This is a genomic window from Streptococcus sp. 2020WUSS084 (genome assembly GCF_044427445.1).
Classification (GTDB): Bacteria; Bacillota; Bacilli; order Lactobacillales; family Streptococcaceae; genus Streptococcus; species Streptococcus suis.
In genome coordinates, this window is sequence record NZ_JAOTGC010000002.1 from 1 (window position 1) to 22,128 (window position 22,128).

The 22,128-nt window shown below is 41.7% G+C and carries 22 protein-coding genes and 3 pseudogenes; 21 read left to right on the forward strand and 4 right to left on the reverse strand.

What is annotated here, in order from left to right; genetic code table 11:
- Nucleotides 1-656, reverse strand: a pseudogene (locus tag ODU50_RS01365) (transposase); the annotation flags it as partial.
- Nucleotides 657-846: 190 nt separating this feature from the next.
- On the opposite strand from ODU50_RS01365, the gene ODU50_RS01370 reads away from it, so the two are divergent.
- From ODU50_RS01370 to ODU50_RS01390, 5 genes are all read left to right on the forward strand, one after another.
- A complete protein-coding gene (locus ODU50_RS01370; RefSeq protein WP_002939192.1) occupies nt 847-1,212 on the forward strand; it encodes an Asp23/Gls24 family envelope stress response protein in 366 nt (121 codons plus the stop codon).
- A gap of 2 nt (nt 1,213-1,214) precedes the next feature.
- Nucleotides 1,215-2,879, forward strand: a complete 1,665-nt coding sequence (locus tag ODU50_RS01375) for a DAK2 domain-containing protein (RefSeq protein ID WP_105153528.1) — start codon at nt 1,215-1,217, stop codon at nt 2,877-2,879.
- Nucleotides 2,880-2,979: 100 nt separating this feature from the next.
- Entirely contained in the window at nt 2,980-3,420 is a 441-nt protein-coding gene (tsaE, locus tag ODU50_RS01380) for a tRNA (adenosine(37)-N6)-threonylcarbamoyltransferase complex ATPase subunit type 1 TsaE (RefSeq protein ID WP_079397089.1), read from the forward strand.
- Nucleotides 3,413-3,940 (forward strand): GNAT family N-acetyltransferase, encoded by a 528-nt coding sequence (locus tag ODU50_RS01385; RefSeq protein WP_105153527.1) that lies wholly within the window; start codon nt 3,413-3,415, stop codon nt 3,938-3,940. The genes tsaE and ODU50_RS01385 overlap by 8 nt, the downstream gene beginning before the upstream one ends.
- Nucleotides 3,937-5,130, forward strand: coding sequence for an LCP family protein (locus ODU50_RS01390; protein WP_105153526.1), 1,194 nt, complete (start codon nt 3,937-3,939; stop codon nt 5,128-5,130). Before ODU50_RS01385 ends, ODU50_RS01390 begins: the two co-directional genes overlap by 4 nt.
- Before the next feature lie 108 nt (nt 5,131-5,238).
- Here ODU50_RS01390 and ODU50_RS01395 read toward each other — a convergent pair whose 3' ends face one another.
- On the reverse strand, nt 5,239-5,541 hold the full coding sequence (locus ODU50_RS01395; protein WP_105153525.1) for a chemotaxis protein: 303 nt from the start codon (nt 5,539-5,541) through the stop codon (nt 5,239-5,241).
- A gap of 1 nt (nt 5,542) precedes the next feature.
- Nucleotides 5,543-5,956 (reverse strand): HIT family protein, encoded by a 414-nt coding sequence (locus ODU50_RS01400; RefSeq protein WP_105153524.1) that lies wholly within the window; start codon nt 5,954-5,956, stop codon nt 5,543-5,545.
- Nucleotides 5,957-6,018: 62 nt separating this feature from the next.
- Here ODU50_RS01400 and ODU50_RS01405 point away from each other — a divergent pair, with 62 nt between their 5' ends.
- From ODU50_RS01405 to ODU50_RS01465, 13 genes and pseudogenes are all read left to right on the forward strand, one after another.
- A complete protein-coding gene (locus ODU50_RS01405) occupies nt 6,019-6,753 on the forward strand; it encodes an ABC transporter ATP-binding protein (protein ID WP_002942356.1) in 735 nt (244 codons plus the stop codon).
- A complete protein-coding gene (locus ODU50_RS01410) occupies nt 6,750-7,790 on the forward strand; it encodes an ABC transporter permease (protein ID WP_105153523.1) in 1,041 nt (346 codons plus the stop codon). The genes ODU50_RS01405 and ODU50_RS01410 overlap by 4 nt, the downstream gene beginning before the upstream one ends.
- Before the next feature lie 49 nt (nt 7,791-7,839).
- Entirely contained in the window at nt 7,840-8,634 is a 795-nt protein-coding gene (ccrZ, locus tag ODU50_RS01415; RefSeq protein WP_002942360.1) for a cell cycle regulator CcrZ, read from the forward strand.
- Nucleotides 8,631-9,269: a tRNA (guanosine(46)-N7)-methyltransferase TrmB gene (gene trmB, locus ODU50_RS01420; protein WP_002939002.1), complete on the forward strand. Its 639-nt coding sequence runs from the start codon at nt 8,631-8,633 to the stop codon at nt 9,267-9,269. The genes ccrZ and trmB overlap by 4 nt, the downstream gene beginning before the upstream one ends.
- A gap of 257 nt (nt 9,270-9,526) precedes the next feature.
- Nucleotides 9,527-9,997, forward strand: coding sequence for a ribosome maturation factor RimP (gene rimP / locus ODU50_RS01425; RefSeq protein ID WP_002942369.1), 471 nt, complete (start codon nt 9,527-9,529; stop codon nt 9,995-9,997).
- 73 nt (nt 9,998-10,070) lie between these two features.
- Nucleotides 10,071-11,213: a transcription termination factor NusA gene (nusA, locus tag ODU50_RS01430; protein WP_044765269.1), complete on the forward strand. Its 1,143-nt coding sequence runs from the start codon at nt 10,071-10,073 to the stop codon at nt 11,211-11,213.
- 16 nt (nt 11,214-11,229) lie between these two features.
- A complete protein-coding gene (rnpM, locus tag ODU50_RS01435; RefSeq protein ID WP_105153522.1) occupies nt 11,230-11,526 on the forward strand; it encodes an RNase P modulator RnpM in 297 nt (98 codons plus the stop codon).
- Nucleotides 11,483-11,821 carry a YlxQ-related RNA-binding protein gene (locus tag ODU50_RS01440; protein WP_105153521.1) on the forward strand — a complete coding sequence of 113 codons (339 nt, stop codon included), beginning with the start codon at nt 11,483-11,485 and terminating at the stop codon, nt 11,819-11,821. Before rnpM ends, ODU50_RS01440 begins: the two co-directional genes overlap by 44 nt.
- Before the next feature lie 17 nt (nt 11,822-11,838).
- Nucleotides 11,839-11,956 (forward strand): annotated as a pseudogene (locus ODU50_RS01445) (translation initiation factor IF-2 N-terminal domain-containing protein); the annotation flags it as partial.
- Nucleotides 11,957-12,102: 146 nt separating this feature from the next.
- Nucleotides 12,103-14,628: pseudogene (gene infB / locus ODU50_RS01450) on the forward strand (translation initiation factor IF-2); the annotation flags it as partial.
- A gap of 155 nt (nt 14,629-14,783) precedes the next feature.
- Nucleotides 14,784-15,137, forward strand: coding sequence for a 30S ribosome-binding factor RbfA (gene rbfA, locus ODU50_RS01455; protein WP_002942382.1), 354 nt, complete (start codon nt 14,784-14,786; stop codon nt 15,135-15,137).
- A 125-nt stretch (nt 15,138-15,262) separates the two neighbouring features.
- Nucleotides 15,263-15,934: a colicin lysis protein gene (locus ODU50_RS01460; protein WP_105153519.1), complete on the forward strand. Its 672-nt coding sequence runs from the start codon at nt 15,263-15,265 to the stop codon at nt 15,932-15,934.
- A 168-nt stretch (nt 15,935-16,102) separates the two neighbouring features.
- The gene (locus ODU50_RS01465; protein ID WP_105153518.1) at nt 16,103-17,257 is read left to right on the forward strand and encodes a carbohydrate-binding domain-containing protein; all 1,155 of its coding nucleotides are present in this window, start codon (nt 16,103-16,105) and stop codon (nt 17,255-17,257) included.
- 35 nt (nt 17,258-17,292) lie between these two features.
- On the opposite strand, the gene ODU50_RS01470 is transcribed toward ODU50_RS01465, so the two are convergent.
- Nucleotides 17,293-17,952, reverse strand: coding sequence for a trimeric intracellular cation channel family protein (locus ODU50_RS01470; protein WP_203181236.1), 660 nt, complete (start codon nt 17,950-17,952; stop codon nt 17,293-17,295).
- Nucleotides 17,953-18,183: 231 nt separating this feature from the next.
- Between ODU50_RS01470 and ODU50_RS01475 the strand changes: the two genes are divergently transcribed.
- The 3 genes from ODU50_RS01475 to ODU50_RS01485 all read left to right on the forward strand — a co-directional run bounded on the left by ODU50_RS01475 (nt 18,184) and on the right by ODU50_RS01485 (nt 22,025).
- A complete protein-coding gene (locus ODU50_RS01475; RefSeq protein WP_105121322.1) occupies nt 18,184-19,152 on the forward strand; it encodes a thiamine pyrophosphate-dependent dehydrogenase E1 component subunit alpha in 969 nt (322 codons plus the stop codon).
- Nucleotides 19,153-19,300: 148 nt separating this feature from the next.
- Nucleotides 19,301-20,296 carry an alpha-ketoacid dehydrogenase subunit beta gene (locus ODU50_RS01480; protein WP_105153516.1) on the forward strand — a complete coding sequence of 332 codons (996 nt, stop codon included), beginning with the start codon at nt 19,301-19,303 and terminating at the stop codon, nt 20,294-20,296.
- A 340-nt stretch (nt 20,297-20,636) separates the two neighbouring features.
- Nucleotides 20,637-22,025, forward strand: coding sequence for a dihydrolipoamide acetyltransferase (locus ODU50_RS01485; protein ID WP_024381961.1), 1,389 nt, complete (start codon nt 20,637-20,639; stop codon nt 22,023-22,025).
- Nucleotides 22,026-22,128: the final 103 nt, after the last annotated feature.

Sequence of the window (22,128 nt, forward strand, 5' to 3'; positions counted from 1 at the left end):
CAGGGAGATTAAATCCTGACTTCATAGAATGATTCCCGTCACGAATACGGATAATATAGGACCAATTTCTTTCTTGACAGTGTGCCATGACATTGTAGGATTCATACCCTCTGTCCATAATAACTAGTGCTTGCTCGAAAGGGACAGCTCTCCATCATATCAATAAAAGCCGCACGCTCATCAAACTCCCGATTATCCTGAATCCGTAAATCGTGATAAATCTCTTGTTCAAGATTGTAGAGAGCATTGATATGAATGAGATTATAGGGAATGTGATGTGGTCCAGTTTGAAAAGAGGTCGTTTTATCAGAACGATTTCTTGGTAGAATCACATCACTACCATCAACAGCTAAGATAGGAAGGTCTTTAGAGATTGGAATCTTAGAAGTGATATCCTTAAAAAGTGCCTGAAAAGCTTGGTGTTTAATCCGATACCGACGTTGAACAAAGGCAGATTGAGAGACAGGCAAGTTTAAATCAAGCAGCTCTTTGGCCAAGGTATTACCACCCATGGTCAGTATAGCTTGAATCATGGTTTTCATAGTTAGCTGACTTTTCCGACTAAAGTCCTTTTCAGGATGAAGCACAAACTGGTCGGCAGCGGAAACGATGGCGTTAATACTATCAAATAAGTGAGATTTGATCTGGTCAAGCATGATTTGGTTCCTTTTATTTTTAGTGTAACATAAAAAACTAACCTACCACAAAATGTGATAGGTTAGTTAACTTAATGACATTGCCTTTGGGAGCTCTTTTTTTGTAAAATCCGATGTAACAAGCTTGTTTTTTACAGAAAGCAGAAAATGTGGTAGAATGGAGTGATAAAACTATTTGAGGTAACGAATTATGACTGTTAAAATCAATACTAAAGACGGCCAAATCGAATTGACTGATGACGTGATTGCCACAGTTGTTGGCGGTGCTACGACTGAGATTTTCGGTGTTGTTGGGATGGCTAGTAAGTCTGCGATCAAGGATAATTTTCAAGCACTTTTGAGAAAAGAAAATTATTCTAAAGGTGTTGTGATTAAGACCTTGGAAGATGGTCGCATTGCAGTCGATGTTTATACTGTGATGAGCTACGGTGTAAAAATCAGTGAAGTATCTCGCAACATCCAAGAACGCGTTAAGTTCAACTTGGAAAATCAACTAGGTATCTCTGTAGATGCCGTCAATGTCTTTATCCAAAATATCAAAGTCGTAGGAGAATAATTGTGTCTAAAATTACAACTAGTTTATTTCAAGAAATGGTGCAGGCAGCATCAACTCGTCTGAATAAACAAGCCGAATATGTGAACTCACTCAATGTTTTCCCAGTTCCAGATGGGGATACTGGTACCAACATGGGGATGACTATTACCAATGGTGCTAAAGAAGTAGCAGATAAGTCTGCTTCTACTGTTGGAGAAGTTGCGCAAATTCTTTCTAAGGGCTTGTTGATGGGAGCTCGTGGAAACTCAGGTGTTATTACGTCGCAATTGTTCCGCGGTTTTGGTCAATCTGTTAAAGGCAAGGTTGAATTGGACGGTAAGGATTTGGCGCAAGCCTTTCAACATGGTGTAGAAGTGGCTTATAAAGCCGTTATGAAGCCAGTTGAAGGTACTATTCTTACTGTTTCGCGTGGGGCAGCCACTGCCGCTTTGAAAAAGGCAGAAGAGACTGATGATGCGGTTGAGGTCATGCGTGCTACTCTTGACGGTGCTAATCGTGCTCTTAAGAAAACGCCAGAGATGCTTCCAGTCTTGAAGGAAGTTGGTGTTGTCGATTCAGGTGGACAAGGTCTTGTTTACATTTATGAAGGCTTCTTGTCAGCTTTGACGGGTGAGTATATTGCTTCGGAAGATTTTGAGGCGACACCTGCTGTTATGTCTGAAATGATCAATGCTGAGCACCACAAGTCAGTTGCAGGTCATGTGGCGACTGAAGATATTACCTTTGGTTACTGTACAGAAATCATGGTAGCTCTTCGCCAAGGTCCTACTTATGTGAAGGAATTTGATTATGAAGAATTCCGTAACTACCTCAACGACCTTGGGGATTCCCTCCTAGTTGTTAACGACGATGAAATCGTCAAAGTCCATGTCCATACAGAAGATCCAGGTTTGGTCATGCAAGCGGGTCTTCAATATGGTAGCTTGGTCAAGGTAAAAGTGGACAATATGCGTGAGCAACATGAAGCTCAGGTCGAAAAAGAAGAAACTTTCCAAAAACCGACTGAACAAAAAGAGTATGCTATTATTGCGGTTGCTGCTGGTGAAGGTTTGACAGAAATCTTCAAATCACAAGGCGTTGACTATGTGATTTCAGGTGGTCAGACCATGAACCCATCAACAAAAGATTTTGTCAATGCTATTGAATTGGTCAATGCCCGCAATGTCATCTTGTTGCCAAACAACAAAAATATCTTGATGGCTGCTCAGACGGCTGCTGAGGTTGCAGAAGTTGCGGTTAAGGTTGTGGAAACTAAGACTCTACCACAAGGTTTTACTAGCTTGCTTGCTTTTGATCCAAGTCGTGATTTGGAAAGCAACTTTGAAGTGATGACGGCATCTCTCGCAGAGGTGAAAAGTGGTAGCGTGACAACTGCGGTCCGCGATACAACCATTGACGGTCTTGAAATCCATGAGAATGACAACCTTGGTATGGTTGATGGCAAGATTGTGGTTTCTAATCCAGATATGATGGAAACACTTGTCGCTACATTTGAGAAAATGCTGGATGAAGATAGTGAAATCGTAACAATCTATATCGGTGAAGATGGTGATGAGGAACTCGCTCAAACTCTTGCTGAACAGCTAGAAGAACAATTTGAAGACGTTGAGGTTGAAATCCATCAAGGAAATCAACCAGTCTACCCATATCTTTTCAGCGTAGAATAAACAAAATCGCAGGCTCTGGCTTGCGATTTTTTCTGTCGACTTGTCTACAATTTCCAGTAGACCTATGACAAACTACTGGGGCTATGGTATAATTAAAGACATGTATAGTCAGAATGAAAATGAATTGATTGCCATTGGTGAGAGAATTGGAAAAGCCTGTAAGCCAAATCAAGTTCTAGTATTATCAGGGAATTTGGGTGCTGGGAAAACAACTCTGACCAAGGGGTTGGCCAAGGGGTTAAAAATTGAACAGATGATTAAGAGTCCTACTTATACGATTGTTCGAGAGTATGAGGGGACTATGCCGCTCTATCACTTAGATGTTTATCGAATTGGAGATGACCCTGACTCGATTGATTTGGATGATTTTCTCTATGGAGGAGGTCTAACGGTTATCGAGTGGGGAGAATTACTGGATGTCAGTCTATTTGATGACTATTTGCTCATTCGTATAGAGAAAGAGGGAGATGGTCGACGATTGACAGTCGAATCTCATGGAGCTCAAAGTAGCGATTTAGCGAAGGAGTTCCAAAATGTCTGAAAAAGAAGTGTATTTTAGTGAAGCTGAACCAGCTGATGCAGCAGCTTTTATTGATTTTATGAATCAAGTTGCTAGAGAAACGGATTATCTGGTTATGGATGAGACTGGTTTTCGATTTAGTGTTGCTGAAATGGAGACCATCTTCGAGGCAGGAATCGAAAATCCTCGTGAATTGTGCCTGTTGGCTAAGGTTGGTTCGGAAGTCGTCGGCGCAATTTCTGTTAAGTCCTCTAAGCAGTTTCGCATTAGCCATATCGGAAATGTTTTTATTGCAGTAAAAAAAGCCTACTGGGGTCACGGTCTAGGGATGATTTTACTGGAGGAAGTATTGCATTGGGCAGAGGAAATGGATGTATTGAAGCGTTTGGAATTAACGGTTCAGGTTCGCAATCAGGCGGCAGTACATTTATATCAAAAACTAGGATTTAACATTGAAGGAACCCAGATACGTGGGGCTAGAACAGATGAAGGAGAATGGCTTGATCTTTATTATATGGGCAAGTTAATTGGTGAAGTATGACAATTGGAAAAAAAATATTCTTAATGTCTTTGGCTATTATTGGTTTAACAGTAGGTGCTGGCTTAATATATGGAGCCAGCTTGTTAAATTTTTCTACGGATGCTATTTCGAAAACATTTAAGCAGTTAGATGGAGAAGAAAAAATCACTCCGATTGATGCGACAGAGCCCCTAACTATCCTACTGATGGGGGTGGATATGGACCAAGCGACCCGTGGAGGAGATTGGGAGGGTGGTCGTAGTGATTCGATGATTTTGGTAACTGTTAATCCCAAGACTAAGGAAACCAATATGATGAGCTTGACTCGTGATATTATGGTTGAGATTGCAGAAGCGAATGGGGAGTCTTCAGGAACGGTTGAAAAACTAAATCATTCTTATAGCTACGGACAGGCACCGATGGCCATTGCCACGATCGAAAAGATGATGGATATTAACATTGACCGCTATATCGAAATAAATATGGATGGTCTGGTTGAGCTTGTTGATGCGGTTGGAGGTATTGAGGTAAACAATACTCTTGGCTTCCCTATATCCATTTCGGAACATGAGCCTGCCTACACCTCTATTGTCCAGCCGGGGAAACAGTTGGTAAATGGGGATCAGGCGCTGGTTTATGCTCGGATGCGCTATGATGATCCTGAGGGGGATATTGGTCGTCAGAGACGTCAACGTGAAGTTATAACGGCTATTATAAAAAAACTCCTTCAGTTAGACGGTTTTACCCAGTATAAGAAGATTCTGACTGCCATTTCTAATAATATGCGAACCAACATTGAGATTAGTCCTGCAACAATTCCAAATTTCTTGGGGTACAAGGACTCTGTCTCCAAGTTGAATTCCTATCAGTTGCGCGGTGTGGATCAAATGGTTGATGCAATCTATTATCAATTACCAACCAGCGAACACCTATTGGAAATGCAAAATATTTTGAAAAAATCTATCGGCTTAGAAGAAAAGACTGACTTAGTCACAAACGTGAAGGTTTACGAAGGACAAGTGGGATTACCAAGTCCAATCAACGTTTATGATGTATATACAAATCTCTTGTTGCTAGAAGCAAGTCCGTGGGCGGAACGCTTGGATCCAGAAATAGGGAATCCATCGGCTACTACGACTGTGACAACAGAAGAGCAGGTAACCGATTTTTCAACAGAGCCAGTACTCGGTGATGAAAACGGGGCACAATAATGTAGTCATTAGTTTTTCTTTTATTATTTTGACGAGCGAGTACTAAAAGCCTATAAAAATAGAGGTTGTTTGCAACCTCTATTTTTATATATTTGGAAATTCCCTATGTCAGGGAGTGCTATTCTCATTCTGGTATTTTTTGAGAATCTGTTGGATTTCTTCCAAGTTTCCTGCAATACTTTGCTGATAGACTCGAGTCTTATATTGTAAGTCAGAAGTCATTTCCTGCAAGGGTTCTTGAAAACTTTGGATAATGGCAAGTTGTTCCTGAATATTGTTCTTGCTCAGTTGAATATCTGATAGAAGTTGTTTGGTTTCCTGTACTTCTTTAGCGATTTTATCCCGATGCGTGACTGCAAGGAAGCTGGCGGTAGCGGCGCTTGCGGCTAAAATGATATTACGAAGTTTCATATTATTCTCCTAGATAGAGCTCTTGTGCCAGTTGAGCCAGGGCTGGGAAGTCAGGGGCGTTGGCTTTAAATTGAATGCTCAATCCATCTTGATTGTTAAAGCGTGGTAAGAGATGGATGTGTGTATGAAAGACGGTTTGCCCAGCGGCCTCCTCGTTATTATTAACGATGTTTAGACCACTAGCTCCAAGTTTTTCTTTTAACTGACGAGCGATGGTTGGCACAACAGAAAAGAGTGTGGCTGCAGCTTCTTTATCCAGATCAAGCACGTTTCGGTAGTGTTTTTTAGGGACAACCAATGTGTGTCCCTTTGTGACCTGAGTGATGTCTAAAAAGGCTAATACTTGGTCATCTTCGTAGACTTTTGAAGCTGGTATTTCTCCAGAGATAATTTTACAAAAAATACAATCCGACATAATGGCAACCTCTTTCTGGGATTTTTGTTATAATAATTATATCAAATTGTAGGAAGAAATGTATGTTAGAAGTAAAAAATGTAACTGGAGGATATGTCAATATCCCAGTTTTGAAAGATGTATCTTTTACCGTTGAGGATGGTCAATTAGTTGGTCTAATTGGTTTAAATGGTGCAGGGAAATCAACGACTATTAAGGAAATTATCGGTCTTTTGACCCCCTATCAAGGACAGATTGCAATTGACGGCCTAACTTTGCTACAAGGGGCTGAAAATTATCGGAAGAAGATTGGGTTTATCCCTGAAACACCAAGTTTGTATGAAGAACTAACCCTCAAAGAGCACTTGGAAGTGGTAGCAATGGCCTATGATTTATCCTGGGAGCAAGCTTGGGGACGTGTTGAGCACTTGTTAAAACTGTTTCGCTTGGATGAGAAATTGGACTGGTTTCCTGTCAATTTTTCAAAGGGAATGAAGCAGAAGGTCATGATTATTTGTGCTTTTATGGTGGAGCCGAGTCTGTTGATTGTTGATGAGCCTTTTCTGGGATTAGACCCTGTGGCTATCTCTGATTTAATCGCTCTTTTGGAGGAAGAAAAATCTAAGGGCACTTCCATCCTCATGTCCACTCACGTTCTTGACTCAGCTGAGAAAATGTGCGACTCTTTTGTGATTTTACATCAGGGACAGGTTCGTGCAACTGGAAATTTGGAGGAGCTACAAAGCGCATTTGGTATGGATGGTGCAAGTCTGAATGAAATTTATCTGGCCTTGACGCAAGAAGGAGTGGCTGGATGAAAGAATTGTTTCAACAACGCCGAATAGATTTTTTAAATCGTTGTTCCAAGTATCTGCGCTATGTTCTGAATGACCATTTTGTTTTGGTTCTCATGGTTTTATTAGGCTTTTTGAGTTTGCAATACCGCCAATTATTGTTGTCATTCCCTGAGAATCCGTTGCCGATTGTTTTTGTGGTTATTGCAATCAGTCTACTGGTACTAGTGTCCGGAAGAATTGCGACTTATCTAGAAGAAGCAGATCAAATCTTCCTATTGACCAAGGAAAAAGACATTCTGCAAGGACTCGAGGTTGCAGCCAGACGCACGGTCTTGTTTTGGTCCTCTATACAGGTGGTGGTTCAGCTTGTTTTGTTACCAATCTATTTGAAACTGGGTTTACCGGTGTGGATGATTGTAGCTGGTCTTCTTACTTTGTTGGTTTTAAAATGTCTTTTTGTCAAGCGCCAATTAGTGGCTTATCAGTCACAGGGAGTATTGGACTGGTCTAAGGCTATTCAAGATGAACAAAAAAGGAAACAGTCTATTTTACGTTTCTTTGCCTTATTTACGACGGTTAAAGGAATCAGTACGACTGTTAAACCGAGAAGCTATCTCAATGGAATCTTGCGTCTCGTCAAGTCGAGACAGACTTGGTTTTATCTCTACTTACGGGCTTTCTTGCGTTCAGGAGACTACTTGGGCTTGACGATACGTCTACTGTTGTTGGCGATTTTGTCCCTATTTGCCATTGAAGAATCGTGGTTATCCATCGGCCTAGTTTTAGTCTTTCATTATTTACTTGTCTTCCAGTTGTTGGGGCTTTACAAACATTATGATTATCAATATGTAACACAACTGTACCCTCTGGAGAAAGATTCCAAGAAAATCGGTCTTCAGAATTTGCTTAGAGTGATTTTATATAGTCTATTACTGGTGGAATTGGGCTTTGCTCTGCTATTTTCTAAAGAGAATACGATGGTAGTCGTCTTACTTCTCGTGGGGATTTTCTTGCATGAAATATATTTGCCTCTAAAATTAAAAAAATTGATTGACTAAATAGACGAAAATTAGTAAAATAGTAAGGAATTTTTAAAGGAGGAAAGGCATGCAGTTTGATACCAGTGGGCTACAATTACAGTCTATTGCAGGAAATAGTGGCAAAGCGTTTAAAGGCCTACGGTCAGACGGAACGCCAGTCTTTGTGAAGTATGAGATGCCTCCGATAGTGTCTGCTCTTGCGCGTGAGCAAATTACACCACCCGTTTTGTCAGCAAATCGTGAAGTAGGAATGGGACATCGTGTAGAGCAGGAGTGGTTGAATGGTCGTACCTTGGAGCGTCAAGATATGACTAGTAAACAGATTCGTCAAATACTGGTGAGAATGCACTATTCTCGCATTTTGCTCAATCAGGCTTTGCAGATGAATTATACCTATATGGAACCTCAGGATTTGGTTTATCGTTGGCAAAAAGAGGCGCCAACTAGATTGGGACAGAATTCTTATCTGCAATCTATCTGTCAAGATTTATTGAATAATCTACCAAGATTCCGTCAAGAGGTGGCAACATTTGTTCACGGAGATTTGCATCATAGTAACTGGGTAGAAACGACGTCTGGTTTGGTGTATTTGACAGATTGGGAGACCGCTTGTGTAACGGATAGGATGTTGGATGTTGCCTATATTTTGACGCATTATATTCCTCGTCAGTCCTGGGAAGAGTGGCTTCGGGCTTATGGCTACAAATATAACAGCACAGTATTAAATAAGGTTTATTGGTATGGCCAGCTTGGCTATCTAAACCAAATAGCTAAGCATGTAGAAAGCTACAATGTTTTGGCTGCAAATAAAGAAATTTATGCTCTACGGCAATTCCGTCAGAGTTTCTATAAGGAAGTATGAGAGTTAGAAATCGTAAGGGAGCGAGTGAGCTTCTAGCAAACAATCCCCAGTATGTTATCTCCAATCCAGAGGAGTGTAAGGGGAAATGGGCAGAGATTTTTGGAAACAATAATCCTATCCACATAGAAGTTGGTTCTGGTAAAGGTCGCTTTGTCACTGGTATGGCTGCGCAAAATCCAGATATCAACTATATTGGTATTGATATTCAGATGACCGTGTTAAGCTATGCCTTGGACCGTGTGCTTGAAGCTGGCTTACCAAATATAAAATTATTGCAGGTGGATGGTTCGAGTTTGACCAACTATTTTGCACCGGCAGAAATAGATCAGCTTTATCTGAATTTTTCAGATCCATGGCCTAAGAAACGTCATGAGAAACGCCGTTTGACCTACAAGTCATTCTTGGATACCTACAAGGAAATCCTACCTGAGAAGGGAGAAATCCACTTCAAAACAGATAATCGTGGTCTGTTTGAGTATAGCCTGGCTAGTTTTTCTCAATATGGCATGGTCTTGAAGCAAGTTTGGTTAGATTTGCATGCTGATGGTTTGGAAGGCAACGTTATGACAGAGTATGAGGAGAAATTCTCAAACAAGGGTCAAGTCATCTATCGTGTGGAAGCACAGTTTCAATAATTCCCTTAGTGGAAAATGAGGAGAGGTCTAACAGAGATCTTTTTCCTTTACAAATAGGGATAGATATGATAGAATAGTGGAAGTGAATAATGAGAAAAGGGGTTGGCGTCAGTCAACCCTTTCCCTGTACACGGATTTCTGTATATAGAATGAATGATAGTGCAAGGGAGTTTACTGTCAAAGGAAATAGAGAGTCCTGGATAGTGCGAACTATTTGAGTAATGTATTTCTAGCGACTGTAAAAGTAGGAGGTGTTTATGTCATCAATTATTGAATTGGTCACAGCAGCAATTACCCCCGCTATTCAAACTCCTTACGAGTTGGTAGATGTGGAATATGGTAAAATGGGCGGTGACTATGTCCTATCGATTTTTGTCGATAAGGAGGGTGGAATTTCCCTTCAAGATACGGCAGATTTATCCGAAAAGATCAGTCCGATTTTGGACACTATCAAACCAGACCCATTTCCAGACCAATACATGCTGGAGGTAACAAGTCCAGGTTTGGAACGTCCTTTAAAAACGGCAGATGCTGTTGAGAAGGCGGTTGGAAAGTACATCCATGTCAAGCTCTATCAGGCAATTGATAAAATCAAGGTTTTTGAAGGAACGTTGCTCTCCTTTGATGGAACAGACCTGATTATGGAGTATATGGATAAAACTCGTAAGAAGGAAGTGACTATTCCTTACCAGACGGTGGCTAAGGCCCGTTTGGCTGTTAAGTTATAATGCTCTTTCATGAGTATTTTATAAAGATATTAGACTTTAAGAAAGGACCTTTTGAGCGCAAAAGGAAAACAACATGAGTAAAGAAATGCTAGAAGCCTTCCGTATTTTAGAGGAAGACATGGGTATTAACAAAGCGGATATCATTGATGCAGTTACAGAGTCGCTTCGTTCAGCTTATAAACGCCGTTATGGTCAATCAGAATCAGCAGTGATTGAATTTGACGAGAAAAAAGGCGATTTCCATGTATTTACTGTTCGTGAAGTAGTAGATGAAGTATTTGATAGCCGACTAGAAATTAGTCTAAAAGATGCCTTGGCTATTTCATCAGCTTATGAAATGGGTGACAAAATTAAATTCCAAGAAGACCCAGCGGAATTTGGACGTGTAGCTGCTCAATCAGCTAAACAGACCATCATGGAAAAGATGCGCAAACAAAAGCGTGCCATTACCTTCAATACCTACAAGCAACATGAAAATGAGATTATGTCAGGTACGGTAGAGCGTTTTGATAATCGCTTTATCTATGTCAACCTTGGTACGATTGAAGCACAATTGTCAAAACAAGACCAAATTCCTGGTGAGGTTTTCCAATCTCATGATCGCATTGAAGTCTATGTCTACAAGGTAGAAGACAATGGTCGTGGTGTTAACGTATTTGTCAGCCGTAGCCATCCAGAAATGATCAAACGTCTCATGGAACAGGAAATTCCAGAAGTATACGATGGAACAGTTGAAATCATGAGTGTTGCCCGTGAAGCTGGAGACCGTACGAAAGTGGCTGTTCGTAGCCATAATCCAAACGTAGATGCCATCGGTACGATCGTTGGTCGTGGTGGTTCAAATATTAAGAAAATCACCAGCAAGTTCCACCCAGCTCGTTATGATGCTAAGAATGACCGTATGATTCCTACTGAGGAAAATATTGATGTCATCGAGTGGGTAGCAGATGAAGCGGAATTTATCTACAATGCTCTTGCACCTGCAGAAGTTGATCAAGTATTGTTTGATACAGAAGATGGCAAACATGCTACAGTCGTTGTACCAGATGATAAATTGTCATTAGCAATCGGTCGCCGTGGTCAAAATGTTCGTTTGGCAGCCCATTTGACAGGCTTCCGCATCGACATCAAGTCTGCATCAGAGTATGAAGCTTTTGAAGCAACTCAATATGCAACAGACGAAGTTGTAGAAAAAGTCGCAGAAGAACAAGAATAAGGCAAAAGGAGCAACCATGGCAAAAGCTAGAAAAATTCCCTTGCGCAAGTCTGTGGTGTCCGGTGAAATCATCGACAAACGGGATTTGCTCCGTATTGTAAAAAATAAAGAAGGTCAAGTATTTATCGATCCAACAGGCAAGGCAAACGGTCGAGGCGCCTATATCAAACTAGATAATGCTGAAGCTACTCAAGCTAAAAAACGTCGGGTCTTCGATCGTTCCTTTAGCATGGAAGTGGCTGAAGAGTTCTATGATGAATTGATTGCCTATGTTGAACACAAGGTCAAGAGGAGAGAACTTGGACTGGAATAAAAAACAGAAAATCTTAAATTTATTGGGCTTGGCCCAACGAGCAGGTCGCTTAGTTTCAGGCGAAGACTTGGTTGTTGAAGCCATCCAAAAAAAGCAGGCAAAGTTGGTATTCCTAGCTGACGATGCTGCTGGAAATTTAAGTAAAAAAGTAACAGATAAAAGTCATACCTATCAAGTAGAAGTTGTAACAGTGTTTTCAACACTGGAATTGAGTGCAGCTGTCGGCAAGGCCAGAAAAGTCCTTGCAGTGACAGACGCTGGATTTACAAAGAAGATGAGGTCTATTATGGAATAGAACAGGAGGACAAGGCATTGTCTAAGAAGAGATTGAATGAAATAGCCCGTGAATTAGGCGTCAGCAGTAAGGAAGTTGTTGCTAAGGCTCAAGAATTGGGTTTTGAAGTCAAAAGCCATGCTTCAAGTGTAGATGAAGCAGGTGCTAAACGCTTGGCTGATAGCTTTAACCAAAAAGTAGAAGCGCCTAAACCAACAGCGAAAGTTCAGCCGGTAGAAAAGCCAGCAGCAACCAAGGCTGAGGTCGTAAATGAAGACGCACCTGCACCAACACCTAAGGAAGAAACGAAAGCGGCTACTCCAGCAACACCACACCGTCCACAGAGCCGTAACTTTAAGGCAGAACGGGAAGCACGTGCCAAGGAGCAAGCAGCTAAACGAGCACAAGGTAAAGGTGGTCAAGGCAAACAAAATCAAGACCGTCGTGATAACCGTCAACAAGGTCAAAACCGTCCAAATAATGACCGTAATGACCGACGCGATAATAGACGTGAGCAAGGTTCAGATAAACGCAAGGACAATCGTTTTGGTGACCGTCGCGACAATCGTCGCCAAGACAACCGTTCAGGTCAACCAGCCCGCTTTGAGCAAAAAGAAGTTGCAAAACCAGCAGCACCGAAAATTGACTTCAAAGCGCGTGCTGCTGCTTTGAAAGCAGAACAAAATGCGGAGTATGCTCGTACCAGTGAAGAACGTTTTCGTCAGGCTCAGGAAGCTAAAAAGCAACCTAAGAAGCCAAAAGAAATTAAGTTTGAAGAACCGGTTGTGGAAAGCAAACCATTTGTGAAGCCTGCACCTGTTGCATCGGTACCAGAGCAAGTTGCAGAAACTACTGTAGATACCCGTCGTAAGAAACAAGCTCGACCAGATAAAAAACGTGACTTTAATAGTGACGAAGAAGATGGTCCACGGAAACAACAAAGAAATCGAAATAGTCAAAATCAAGTGAGAAATCAAAGAACAAGTAACTGGAATAACAACAAGAAAAATAAAAAAGGCAAGGCTAACCAACCTGCTAAACCTGTCACAGAACGCAAGTTCCACGAATTGCCAACTGAATTTGAATACACTGCTGGCATGACCGTCGCAGAAATTGCAAAACGAATCAAACGTGAACCTGCTGAAATTGTGAAAAAACTCTTCCTTATGGGAGTTATGGCGACTCAAAACCAATCTTTGGATGGAGATACTATCGAACTCCTCATGGTTGATTATGGTATTGAAGCGAAAGAAAAGGTAGAGGTCGATAACGCAGATATTGAGCGTTTCTTCGTAGAAGAGGGCTACCTCAATGAAGAAGAGATGACAGAACGCCCACCTGTTGTGACTATCATGGGACACGTTGACCATGGTAAAACAACCTTGTTGGATACCCTACGTAATTCTCGTGTTGCTACTGGGGAAGCTGGAGGTATCACACAGCATATCGGTGCTTACCAAATTGAGGAAGCTGGTAAGAAAATTACCTTCTTGGATACTCCAGGACACGCGGCCTTTACTTCTATGCGTGCACGTGGTGCATCTGTTACCGACTTGACCATCCTAGTTGTTGCTGCAGATGATGGTGTCATGCCACAAACAATTGAGGCTATCAACCACTCAAAAGCGGCTAATGTACCAATCATTGTAGCTATCAACAAGATTGACAAGCCAGGTGCAAACCCAGAGCGTGTCATCGGTGAATTGGCTGAGCACGGTGTTATCTCAACCGCTTGGGGTGGAGAATCTGAATTTGTAGAAATCTCAGCTAAGTTTAACCAAAACATTGATGAATTGTTGGAAACTGTTCTTTTGGTTGCTGAAATCCAAGAACTGAAGGCAGACCCAACTGTTCGTGCGATTGGTACAGTTATCGAAGCTCATTTGGATAAAGGGAAAGGTGCGGTTGCAACCCTCCTCGTTCAACAAGGGACACTTAATGTTCAAGACCCAATCGTTGTCGGAAATACCTTCGGACGTGTTCGTGCCATGACAAATGACCTTGGTCGTCGTGTTAAAACTGCTGGTCCATCTACACCGGTATCTATTACTGGTTTGAACGAAACGCCAATGGCTGGCGACCATTTCGCGGTTTATGAAGATGAAAAATCAGCTCGTGCAGCAGGTGAAGAACGTGCTAAACGTGCTCTTCTTAAACAGCGTCAAGCAACGCAACGAGTTAGTCTTGAAAACCTCTTTGATACCCTTAAAGCAGGTGAGGTTAAGTCAGTTAATGTGATTATCAAGGCCGACGTACAAGGTTCTGTTGAAGCTCTTGCATCATCGCTTCAAAAGATTGAAGTAGAGGGAGTACGTGTCAATATCGTCCACTCTGCAGTTGGTGCTATCAATGAATCAGATATTACTCTTGCGGAAGCTTCAAATGCTCTTGTGATTGGTTTCAACGTTCGTCCAACAGCTGAAGCGCGTAGCCAAGCTGAAGCAGATGATGTTGAAGTACGTCTTCACAGCATCATTTACAAGGTTATCGAAGAAATGGAAGATGCCATGAAAGGTATGCTTGATCCAGAATATGAAGAAAAAATCATTGGTGAGGCAATCATTCGTGAAACCTTCAAGGTATCCAAAGTTGGAACAATCGGTGGTTTCATGGTCGTACGTGGTAAGGTTACCTGTGATTCAAGTGTTCGAGTTATCCGTGATGGTGTTGTAGTATTTGATGGTAAACTAGCTAGTTTGAAACGCTATAAAGATGACGTGAAAGAAGTTGGTAATGCCCAAGAGGGTGGTTTGATGATTGAGAACTACAACGACTTGAAAGTTGATGATACCATTGAAGCTTACATCATGGAAGAAATCAAAAAATAATATTTTCTCACTGTCAAAGTCATAGACAAGTGATTTTGTCGAGGAAGTGACAATTTAATAGATTTTAGTAGGTTTTAAAGCAATAGTTTTTTATCTACTTGGATTATTCAAGCTGGGGAAACTCAGCTTTTCTATCATCTAAGAAAGGAAATAATATGGCGAATCATTTTCGTACAGACCGTGTCGGGATGGAAATCAAGCGCGAAGTCAATGAGATTTTGCAAAAGAAAGTTCGTGATCCACGTGTGCAGGGAGTGACCATTACAGATGTTCAGATGGTCGGCGATTTGTCAATGGCCAAGGTTTACTACACAATCATGAGTAATTTGGCATCCGATAATCAAAAAGCACAAACGGGTCTTGAAAAAGCGACGGGAACCATTAAGAGAGAACTTGGTCGTAAGTTAACTCTTTATAAAATTCCGGATTTGGTCTTTGAAAAAGACCAATCAATTGAGTACGGCAATAAAATTGACCAAATGTTGCGTGCTCTTGATCAGAAAGATTAACAACAAAAGTCGGATGGAAACATTCGGCTTTTTCTGGCTCGGATGCTTTGTTCATATATGGTGGCGTTTACAAGCCCTCGGAAAGATGTTATACTAAGACCAAAGATAGAGCACAGGAGGAAGTTATGAAAACATTTATTAGTAAACTGATGTTAGTGTCCACGGTTGTACTATTAGCTGCTTGTCAGTCTAATCAGGTAAAAGGCGGTGAGAGTTCTAGTTCTAGTGCTTCAAGCCAAGTTTTAGATGGTTCTAGTTTGCAGCAAGCGTCAACAATAGCATCTAGCTCCGCGACGCAAGCATCCTCAGTGACCACTCCTGAGCTAAGTGAAGTATACCAATCAGTTATTGATCGTTATCAAGCGAATCTGGGTCAGCCTGCTGAGGCAATCAATCAGGATGAGGTCAGTAGCTATCTGAGCTTATTAACTAGCCAGGGGCAAGAATACAGTGGAATATTTTATAGTTTGTATGATGTCAACCATGATGGTACAGAGGAGCTGCTTCTAGCTTTGGACAAGTCGGGAGAATATGTCTTAATTGACCTCTATACTCAGCTTGCCGATGAGAGTCTACGTTTGGTGGATAATTTCCGCAATCTTGGATTTGAAATTGGACCGAACGCCCTACTTCGTCCTTTACAGGATGGAACATACTTATTTGAAGGAGCTGGTATTTTTCGCATTTATCAATACAATGCAATGATTCCAGGTTTAAAACGGATTTCTGAATCAGATACCAATCCTGAAACTTCTCCCTTTCTTGAGTTGAAAAGCTTGCATTGGGTTAAGCTATAGATTTTATCAATGATTATTCCTAGGCTGGGTTTCCCGGCCTTTTGTAGTTCCTAAGAACTTTAAGTTTTCTTTTGGCAATCTTTAATCTTTCTTTTAGGAAGGAAAGGTAAACTAGGAACATGTCAGGAAGGGATACGACTTCCTAAAGAAAGAAAAGGAATCTACATTATGAAAACAAATCTTAAAAAATTACTTTACTCTGGTGTTACTCTTATGAGCCTTGGTGTCTTAGCAGCATGTTCATCTACTTCAAGTTCAACGACTACTTCAAGCTCAGCAGCAACTAGTCAGACAAGTGTAGCGACAACTTCAAATAATAGCACTTCATCAGATTCAAGTTCGTCAACTATTGACTGGTCAGCCCTTCCAACGACAGAAGTGAAGCTTTCAAATGATGGCTTGAAAATTACTGAGGGTGGAACCTATATTTTGACTGGTTCAACAACAGCTGGTGTAACGGTTGAAACAGATGCCAATGTTCGCATCATTCTAGCAGGTGCTGAGATTTCAAGTTCAGATACAGCAGCAATCAATGTTATTAATGCTGACAATGTTGAATTGGAAATCAAAGATGGTACGACGAATACAGTGAAAGATACCAGCAATCATACAGACACCAATATTGAAGGGGCTATCCATGTTGAAGCTGATTTGACCATTACAGGAAATGGTAGCCTGACCGTTGAAGGCAACTTCCAAGACGGCATCGTATCGACAGATGACCTTGTCGTGAATTCAGGAAACATTACCGTCACTGCAGTGGATGATGGTATCCGTGGTAAGGATTCATTGACAATCAATGGTGGTACAATCAATGTAACAGCAGGTGGTGATGGTATCAAGTCTACAAATGATACAGATACTACCAAAGGTTATACAACTATCACAGGTGGTGAAATTACTGTAAAAGCAGGTGATGATGGTATTAAAGCGGAGACGGCTTTGACAATTGACGGAGGTACCATTACAGTATCAGAATCAGCAGAAGCTCTTGAAGGAACGAATATCACTATTAACGGTGGTACATTAGATGTTTACGGTTCAGATGATGCTATTAATGCGGCAAGTACAACGTCATCAGAAATCTTCATCAAGGTAACTGGCGGTGACTTGAAAGTAGCTGTAGGTAGTGGAGATACGGATGCCTTTGATGCTAATGGAGACATTTATATCTCTGGTGGTACAATTGATGTAACAGGTCAATCTGCTTTTGACTTCGACGGAACTGCTGAATTGACAGGAGGTACTGTGACAGTTAATGGTGAGCAGATTACTCAAATCACAGCAACAGGACCAGGTGCTGGTGGCCACGGTGGCTGGTAATCAATAATAATACAAAAAGGTCTGAGTTGACGAACTCAGACCTTTCGTTTGCTTTCCATATTGGGAAGATTGATTTTGTATTTAATTACCAATAATCGAATGATTAAAGAAATGGTAAAAATAGTGATGAAGGTTGGAATTTGTGGTAATTTCCAATTTACAACGCAAAGATGATAGAGGACTCCTGAGAAAAATGCAAGGACAGCATAGACATCTTCTTTAAGAACAATAGGTGTTTCATTGACGAGTAAATCACGGGCGATTCCGCCTCCGACACCTGTCAAAGCTGCCAGAATACCACTGGTTAGAGCGTTTAGCTGGAGAGAGATGCCAGTACTGGCTCCAATGAGGGCGAAGATGGCTAGACCGATTGCATCAAAGATAAGGTTTGTCTGGGAAAGGAAATGAATCATCTTCTTATCAAGTGGATTGTCCTGCTTTAGATTGATAACAATCAAGTACATGCTAATCGCTACTCCGAGAGATAAATAGATGGCTGTAGGATCAGTCAAGGCGGCAGGAATGCGATTGGCCATTGTATCTCGAATAATTCCCCCACCAACGGCGGTAATGATGCCGAGCAAGCTAATTCCAAAAATATCTAACTTTTTCTTAAATCCTTTTACGGCCCCCGAAACAGCAAATGCGATAGTGCCTATGTAGTTACAAATCATAAGAAATAAATCGAATTCCATAAGAACCTCCGTACCTATATTAACAGAAAGAAAGACGGCGTGCAAGCTTATTTCAAAGTTTGTGAAAAAAGTTTCAAACAAGTAAAGTGAATCTTTTGAGGATTTGTGAAAAAACGCACTAAATCAAGGTTTTCACGAAAATTTCTGTAAAAAGAAAACGGTTCAATTACTTGCCATTTGTGAAATATTGGTCTATCATAGGAGGGTAAGAGAAAACCTTTGGAGGAAATTATGGTATCTATCTCAAAAGAACAACATTTGGACATGTTCTTGAAAATGCAACAAATCCGTGATGTTGATATGAAATTAAACAAATTAGTGCGTCGCGGTTTCGTACAAGGTATGACTCACTTCTCAGTCGGTGAAGAAGCTGCGGCTGTTGGACCTATTGCTGGATTGACAGATAAGGACATCATCTTCTCACACCACCGTGGTCACGGTCACGTTATTGCAAAAGGTATTGACATCAACGGCATGATGGCTGAGCTTGCTGGTAAGGCAACAGGTACATCTAAAGGCCGTGGTGGTTCTATGCACTTGGCTAACGTGGAAAAAGGAAACTTTGGTTCAAACGGTATCGTAGGTGGTGGTTATGCCCTTGCGGTGGGTGCGGCCCTTACGCAACAATACCTCGGTACAGATAACATTGTTATTGCCTTCTCAGGTGATTCAGCTACTAACGAAGGTTCCTTCCACGAATCAATGAACTTGGCAGCTGTTTGGAACTTGCCAGTTATCTTCTTCATTACAAACAACCGTTACGGTATTTCAACTGACATTTCTTATTCTACTAAGATTCCTCACCTCTACCAACGTGCTGCTGCATACGGTATTCCAGGTCATTATGTTGAGGATGGTAACGACGTTATTGCCGTTTATGAAAAAATGCAAGAAGTCATCGAGTACGTTCGTGCAGGAAATGGTCCTGCCATGGTCGAAGTTGAATCGTACCGCTGGTTTGGTCACTCAACTGCCGATGCAGGTGTTTACCGTACTAAAGAAGAAGTCAATGAGTGGAAAGCAAAAGACCCACTTAAGAAATACCGCAAATACTTGACAGAAAACAAGATTGCGACAGACGAAGAATTGGATGCCATCGAAGCACAAGTCGCAGAACAAGTAGAAGCATCTGTGAAATTCGCACAAGAAAGCCCAGATCCAGACATCTCAGTAGCTTACGAGGATGTGTTTGTAGACTAACGTAAGAAGTTTGACTAAGTTCTAAAGAGCAAGTCAAACTAGGGTAGTTCGAGTAGCTATGACGCTTGATTACAATGAAGTAATTGATTAGTTTTCTATATTTTACTTGTTACAGTAAAGATAAATTGATATAAATTAGGAGTAAAAAATGGCTGAAACAAAAGTAATGGCCTTGCGTGAAGCGATTAACTTGGCTCAAAGCGAAGAAATGCTTAAGGATGAAAAAGTATTCTTGATGGGTGAAGACGTCGGTATCTACGGCGGTGACTTCGGTACATCTGTTGGTATGTTGGACGAGTTTGGTCCCAAACGCGTTCGCGACACGCCTATCTCTGAGGCAGCAATCGCTGGTTCTGCAGTTGGTGCGGCTCAAACAGGTCTTCGTCCAATCGTTGACTTGACTTTCATGGACTTCATCACAATTGCCCTTGATGCAATTGTTAACCAGGCTGCCAAAACCAACTACATGTTTGGTGGTGGCTTGAAGACACCTGTAACCTTCCGTGTGGCATCTGGTTCAGGTATCGGTTCAGCGGCGCAGCACTCACAATCTCTTGAAGCTTGGTTGACTCACATTCCAGGTATCAAGGTGGTTGCACCAGGTACTGCTAACGATGCAAAAGGTCTTTTGAAATCATCTATCCTTGACAACAACCCAGTTATCTTCTTGGAACCAAAAGCTCTTTACGGTAAAAAAGAAGAAGTGAACTTGGATCCTGATTTCTACATTCCACTTGGTAAAGGCGAAATCAAACGTGAAGGTACTGATGTAACCATTATTTCATACGGTCGTATGTTGGAACGTGCCTTGAAAGCTGCTGAAGAAGTGGCTGCTGAAGGTATCAGCGTAGAAGTGGTTGACCCACGTACCCTTATCCCATTGGATAAAGAATTGATCATCGAATCTGTGAAGAAAACTGGTAAGGTTATCTTGGTTAACGATGCTTACAAAACAGGTGGTTTCATCGGTGAAATCGCATCGATCATCACAGAAAGCGAAGCCTTTGACTACTTGGATGCACCAATCATCCGTATCGCTTCAGACGATGTACCAGTTCCTTACGCAAACATTCTTGAAAACGCAGTATTGCCAAACGTAGAGAAAATCAAAGCGGCAATCTATAAGCAAGTAAACAAGGGTTAATCTTATCGTCATCCGCTTATCTTTTCTGGCTGTGTTGATTTGGCTTGCCTAACGTCAGTTATGCCTGCACTAAATCGCCTTATCAGAAAAGCAATCGGAAAGACGATAACCCTAATATGCTAGAAATAAAATGTTCTAGCATGACTAAGAATGCTTGGAAAAGAATTGAGCCGCTTCGATTATCGAAGTCTGGTTTGGTTCTTGACAAGGTAAGAAACTGAAAGAAAGGAATTGAACCCGTCCGGAAAACTCGGAAAAAAGGTAAATCGTTACGAAAATCAGGATTTTCGACGATTTCCTATTTTTCATTCGTTTTCTGTTCGGACTTGGTATCTTAATAATGGCTATTGAAATCATTATGCCTAAGCTCGGTGTGGACATGCAAGAAGGTGAAATCATCGAGTGGAAAAAACAAGAGGGCGATTTTGTCAACGAAGGCGACGTCATCTTGGAAATGATGTCTGACAAGACCAGCATGGAGCTGGAAGCAGAAGAGTCAGGCGTCCTATTGAAAATTGTTCACGGAAACGGTGCTACCGTTCCTGTAACAGAAGTTATTGCCTACATCGGTGCAGAAGGTGAGACGGTTGAAGTCGGCGCTTCATCTGCTCCGGCTGTTGAACCAGCAGCGGCTATTGAAGAAGTACCTGCAGGTCGTACGCCAGTAATCGTTGCTCCTGCAACTGCTGCCAAACCACAAGGTGGTGGCAAGGTTCGTGCGACTCCAGCAGCACGTAAATTGGCGCGTGAGCTTGGAATCGACTTGGGTCTTGTTCCAGGAACAGGTGCTAACGGTCGTGTCCACAAGGTTGACGTCGAAGACTTCAAGGGAGCAGCTCCAAAAGCAACTCCGCTTGCAGCCCGTATTGCAGCAGACCAAGGTGTTGACTTGTCAACCCTTACAGGTTCAGGTGTCAACGGTAAGATTGTCAAGAACGACGTTCTTGCAGTACTTGCTCCTGCAGCTGTAGAAACTGCTGCTCCAGCACCAAAAGCAGAAGAAAAACCAGCTAAAGAATTGCCAGAAGGTGTTGAAATCATCAAGATGAGCCCAATGCGTAAGGCTATTTCAAAAGGTATGGTCAACTCTTACTTGACTGCTCCGACATTTACACTTAACTACGATATTGACATGACCAACCTCATGGCACTTCGTAAGCAAGTCCTTGAGCCAATCATGAACAAGACTGGTTTGAAAGTAACCTTTACAGACTTGATCGGTCTTGCGGTTGTTCGTACTTTGATGAAAGAAGAACACCGTTACATGAACGCATCTTTGATTAACGATGCACAAGAAATCGAATTACACAAGTTCGTCAACCTTGGTATCGCAGTGGGTCTAGATGATGGCTTGGTGGTTCCAGTTGTTCACGGCGCAGATAAGATGAGCTTGTCTGACTTTGTGGTGGCTTCGAAAGATGTCATCAAGAAGGCTCAATCTGGCAAGTTGAAGGGGGCTGAAATGTCAGGTTCGACCTTCTCTATCACCAACTTGGGTATGTTTGGTACTAAAACCTTTAACCCAATCATCAACCAACCAAACTCAGCAATACTTGGTGTAGCATCAACAGTTCAAACACCAGTTGTTATTGATGGTGAAATCAAGATCCGTCCAATCATGGCACTCTGCTTGACCATCGACCACCGTATCATTGATGGTATGAATGGTGCTAAGTTCATGGTTGACTTGAAGAACTTGCTGGAAAACCCATTAGAATTGTTGATCTGAGATAAGATGCAAAAGGCGTTAAGAAAACCGTATGCAAATAGGAAATCAACGATGTGCCTTGAGGCACGAGGCGATTTATCTTTTTCAATAGGTTTTTAGCCTG

Coding starts and splice junctions, on each gene's coding strand:
- ODU50_RS01370 (WP_002939192.1), top strand. CDS start 847: ATGACTGTTAAAATCAATACTAAAGACGGCCAAATCGAATTGACTGAT.
- tsaE (WP_079397089.1), top strand. CDS start 2,980: ATGTATAGTCAGAATGAAAATGAATTGATTGCCATTGGTGAGAGAATT.
- ODU50_RS01385 (WP_105153527.1), top strand. CDS start 3,413: ATGTCTGAAAAAGAAGTGTATTTTAGTGAAGCTGAACCAGCTGATGCA.
- ODU50_RS01390 (WP_105153526.1), top strand. CDS start 3,937: ATGACAATTGGAAAAAAAATATTCTTAATGTCTTTGGCTATTATTGGT.
- ODU50_RS01395 (WP_105153525.1), bottom strand. CDS start 5,541: ATGAAACTTCGTAATATCATTTTAGCCGCAAGCGCCGCTACCGCCAGC.
- ODU50_RS01400 (WP_105153524.1), bottom strand. CDS start 5,956: ATGTCGGATTGTATTTTTTGTAAAATTATCTCTGGAGAAATACCAGCT.
- ODU50_RS01405 (WP_002942356.1), top strand. CDS start 6,019: ATGTTAGAAGTAAAAAATGTAACTGGAGGATATGTCAATATCCCAGTT.
- ODU50_RS01410 (WP_105153523.1), top strand. CDS start 6,750: ATGAAAGAATTGTTTCAACAACGCCGAATAGATTTTTTAAATCGTTGT.
- ccrZ (WP_002942360.1), top strand. CDS start 7,840: ATGCAGTTTGATACCAGTGGGCTACAATTACAGTCTATTGCAGGAAAT.
- trmB (WP_002939002.1), top strand. CDS start 8,631: ATGAGAGTTAGAAATCGTAAGGGAGCGAGTGAGCTTCTAGCAAACAAT.
- rimP (WP_002942369.1), top strand. CDS start 9,527: ATGTCATCAATTATTGAATTGGTCACAGCAGCAATTACCCCCGCTATT.
- nusA (WP_044765269.1), top strand. CDS start 10,071: ATGAGTAAAGAAATGCTAGAAGCCTTCCGTATTTTAGAGGAAGACATG.
- rnpM (WP_105153522.1), top strand. CDS start 11,230: ATGGCAAAAGCTAGAAAAATTCCCTTGCGCAAGTCTGTGGTGTCCGGT.
- ODU50_RS01440 (WP_105153521.1), top strand. CDS start 11,483: ATGTTGAACACAAGGTCAAGAGGAGAGAACTTGGACTGGAATAAAAAA.
- rbfA (WP_002942382.1), top strand. CDS start 14,784: ATGGCGAATCATTTTCGTACAGACCGTGTCGGGATGGAAATCAAGCGC.
- ODU50_RS01460 (WP_105153519.1), top strand. CDS start 15,263: ATGAAAACATTTATTAGTAAACTGATGTTAGTGTCCACGGTTGTACTA.
- ODU50_RS01465 (WP_105153518.1), top strand. CDS start 16,103: ATGAAAACAAATCTTAAAAAATTACTTTACTCTGGTGTTACTCTTATG.
- ODU50_RS01470 (WP_203181236.1), bottom strand. CDS start 17,952: ATGGAATTCGATTTATTTCTTATGATTTGTAACTACATAGGCACTATC.
- ODU50_RS01475 (WP_105121322.1), top strand. CDS start 18,184: ATGGTATCTATCTCAAAAGAACAACATTTGGACATGTTCTTGAAAATG.
- ODU50_RS01480 (WP_105153516.1), top strand. CDS start 19,301: ATGGCTGAAACAAAAGTAATGGCCTTGCGTGAAGCGATTAACTTGGCT.
- ODU50_RS01485 (WP_024381961.1), top strand. CDS start 20,637: ATGGCTATTGAAATCATTATGCCTAAGCTCGGTGTGGACATGCAAGAA.